General features: G+C 62.4%; 3 protein-coding genes and 1 other RNA gene. 3 read left to right on the top strand and 1 reads right to left on the bottom strand.

Going from position 1 to position 3016, the window contains the following annotated elements; genetic code table 11:
- The first annotated feature begins 83 nt into the window (after nt 1-83).
- Nucleotides 84-1289 carry a multidrug effflux MFS transporter gene (locus EN780_RS31055; RefSeq protein ID WP_128276184.1) on the top strand — a complete coding sequence of 402 codons (1206 nt, stop codon included), beginning with the start codon at nt 84-86 and terminating at the stop codon, nt 1287-1289.
- Nucleotides 1290-1470: 181 nt separating this feature from the next.
- Here EN780_RS31055 and ssrA read toward each other — a convergent pair.
- Nucleotides 1471-1831: a transfer-messenger RNA gene (gene ssrA, locus EN780_RS31050) on the bottom strand.
- A gap of 157 nt (nt 1832-1988) precedes the next feature.
- On the opposite strand from ssrA, the gene EN780_RS31045 reads away from it, so the two are divergent.
- Both EN780_RS31045 and thyA read left to right on the top strand, forming a co-directional pair.
- Nucleotides 1989-2300, top strand: a complete 312-nt coding sequence (locus EN780_RS31045; protein ID WP_127283645.1) for a DUF2853 family protein — start codon at nt 1989-1991, stop codon at nt 2298-2300.
- A gap of 359 nt (nt 2301-2659) precedes the next feature.
- The coding region (thyA, locus tag EN780_RS31035) for a thymidylate synthase (protein ID WP_128276183.1) at nt 2660-3016 on the top strand (357 nt) is incomplete at its 3' end.

The following is a 3016-nucleotide window of genomic DNA, read 5'->3' as shown; positions in this document are numbered from 1 at the left end:
GGATGTCGGAATGTCACGGGATGGAACGTCCTGGGTTAGACGCCGCCTTCGCGGTGGCAGCCAGATCCGAAAGAAGCCTTATCATGAGTCCCAAATTCCTCCGCATCGCGGTCGTGCTCGGCCTGTTGTCCGCCATCGGCCCGTTCGCCATCGACATGTATCTTCCTGCCCTGCCGTCGATCGGCGAGGATCTGCACGCCGGCACCTCGGCGGTGCAGATGAGCCTGCTGATCTTCTTCCTGTCGATGGGGTTCGGCCAGATCCTCGTCGGTCCGATCTCCGACATGGTCGGCCGCAAGCTGCCGCTCTACGGCGGCCTCGCGCTGTTCATGATCGGCGGCATCGGCTCGGCGATGGCGCCGACCATCGAATGGCTGATCGCTTTCCGCTTCCTGCAGGGCCTCGGCGCCAGCGCCGGCATGGCAATTCCGCGCGCCATCGTGCGCGACCTGCACACCGGCAACGAGGCGGCCAAGCTGATGTCATTGCTGATGCTGGTGTTTTCGGTGTCGCCGATTCTCGCGCCGTTGACCGGCAGCCAGATCATCGAGAGCTTCGGCTGGCGCGCCGTGTTCTGGACCGTGACGGGTGCGGCGGCGCTCGCCACCATCCTGCTCGCCACGTCGCTCAAGGAGACGCGCTCTGTCGAGGAGCGCGCCGGCTCCTCCTTCGGCACGGCGTTGTCCGGCTACCGCTACCTGATGGGCGACCGCAACTTCCTCGGGCTGGTAGCGATCGCCGGCTTCGGCATCGCCAGCTTCTTCGTCTATCTGTCGAGTTCGTCCTTCATTCTGATCGACCACTACGGCCTGTCGCCCTCGGTCTACAGCGTGTTCTTCTCGATCAACGCGGTTGCCTTCATCGGCATGTCGCAGCTGACCGGGATGCTGGCGGACCGCTTCGGGCTGAAGCGCGTCGTCTGGGTGGCGGTGACCGGTTATGCGACGACGATGGTGGCGCTGTTGGCGATCATGGCCTCCGGCGTCGACCGGCTCGACGTGATGGCCGCGCTGCTCTTCGTCGGCTACGGCTTCCTCGGGCTGGTCATCCCGACCACTTCGGTGCTGGCCATGGAAGAGCATGGCGAGATCGCAGGCACGGCCTCGGCGCTGATGGGCACGCTGCATTTCGCCATCGGTGCGCTGGCCATGGGTGTCGCTGGGCTGTTCTTCGACGGCACGCCTTTGCCGATGGTGGCCGGCATCACGCTCTGCGCGGTGATTTCCTTCTCCCTGGCCAAGCTCACGCTCGGCCGCGTGCGGGAGACGGTGGAAGCGCCGGCCGAGTAAGCAACGCTCGAAATCGTAACAAAAAGGCCGGGCTCGCCCGGCCTTTTTCATGTTTTGCATAAATCGGCCGCATCGGCAACGAAGCGCAATCGCTCCGCGATGGGAACGAGCAAACGGCACCAGGTCGTAGCCCCGTGCCAGGCGCAAAAAATGCCGCTGCAGAAAAATGGAAGAGGGGAGAAGTGGAGGTTTCTGTTGCCAGGTACCTCCGAACCCCGCCTAGAAGTGCGAACCTCTAGGGCTTGATTTGAAGCGTTCGCACTGCATTACGCAGCGAGACGAGCTTCCGCATAGTTGTCGTTGGCAACTATAAGTTTAGCCCGATGACGGTGGTACAATGCCGGGCAAAAGTACGATCTTTACACCTTCGTCGATCCTATTTCGCCCCCAGCAAAAGCCGCTCTTTCGACAAGAGCGGTTTTTGGTGGAGGCGCCGGGTACCGCCCCCGGGTCCGAACGGCTTATTGCATCGCCTGTTTATCGCCATAGTCGGTCAAGCCGACGAAACGAATATAGGGGCCGATCATGGAAATTGAAAGGCCGAATGGGACTTTGTCCCTATCTCAAAATGGGTTGACTTGCCGGCGCGCTCAACCGAAGCTTTGCACCGGTGAGGAGTTGCTACCTAGCGCACAGATTGCGTAGAGCGCCACAAGCCTCATCGACAGGATCCGTGGCGCCGACGAGGGGATTTTTCTGATGGCCGACTATCTCGCGGATGTGAAGAAGTACGACGCCGGCGCCAGCGCCGACGCGGTCGAGAAGATCGTCAAGCACCTGGGCATCGCGCTGAGGAACCGCGATTCCTCGCTGGTGTCCTGCACGGACCCGAAGGAACTGGAACGCGTCCGGGAGAACTGGGCCGCCAAGAAGCTCGGCGTCGCCGACGCCAAGAAGGCCGATGGTGCGATCGAGAAGGTCTGCAAGGCGATGGCCGCCGACAACACCAAGAGCCGGGTGACGTTCTACTACCTTGTGGCGAAGGACCTGGGCAAGCTCGGCTCCCTCTGAGATCGGGCGTCGGCTTGCAGAGGCCGCAAGGGCGGTCGCTCCAGATTTGAATTTGCACCCACTGGGCGGCAGTGCCGCCCCTCACCTGCCTGCCGACATCCTCTCCCCGTATAGTGACGGGGAGAGGGGACGCGGTCATTGATGGTTTCGCCAATCACCGGCGTTGCGAGAAGGGCAGCGGTGTGCGGCCAGCCTCTTTCTCCCCGTCACTATACGGGGAGAAATGCCCGGCAGGGCAATGAGGGGCGGCGCAACCGCCCGGAAAGAATGGTGGCAAAGCAATGCTTGTGCCGTATTGATGTGTTCGGCCAGCTGTCTGGCAGCTATAATGCCCGCACTCCCGAATCGAGGCCAAGCCGATGCGCCAGTATCTCGACCTGTTGAAGCATGTGCTGGAGAACGGCGTCGACCGCGGCGACCGCACCGGCACCGGCACCCGCGGGGTGTTCGGCTACCAGATGCGTTTCGACCTCTCACGCGGCTTCCCGGTCACGACGACCAAGAAGCTGCATCTGAAGTCGATCATCCACGAGCTGCTCTGGTTCCTGGCCGGTGACACCAACATCAAATACCTCAAGGACAATGGCGTCTCCATCTGGGACGAATGGGCGGACGAGAACGGCGACCTCGGCCCGGTCTACGGCAAGCAATGGCGCTCATGGCCGGACGGCCGTGGCGGCGAGATCGACCAGATCGCGGGCCTTCTGAAGGAGATC

Source organism: Mesorhizobium sp. M4B.F.Ca.ET.089.01.1.1 (assembly GCF_004022605.1).
Taxonomy (GTDB): domain Bacteria; phylum Pseudomonadota; class Alphaproteobacteria; order Rhizobiales; family Rhizobiaceae; genus Mesorhizobium; species Mesorhizobium abyssinicae.
The sequence above is the reverse complement of the archived record's forward strand: the minus strand, read 5'-3'. Positions and strand labels throughout refer to the sequence as shown.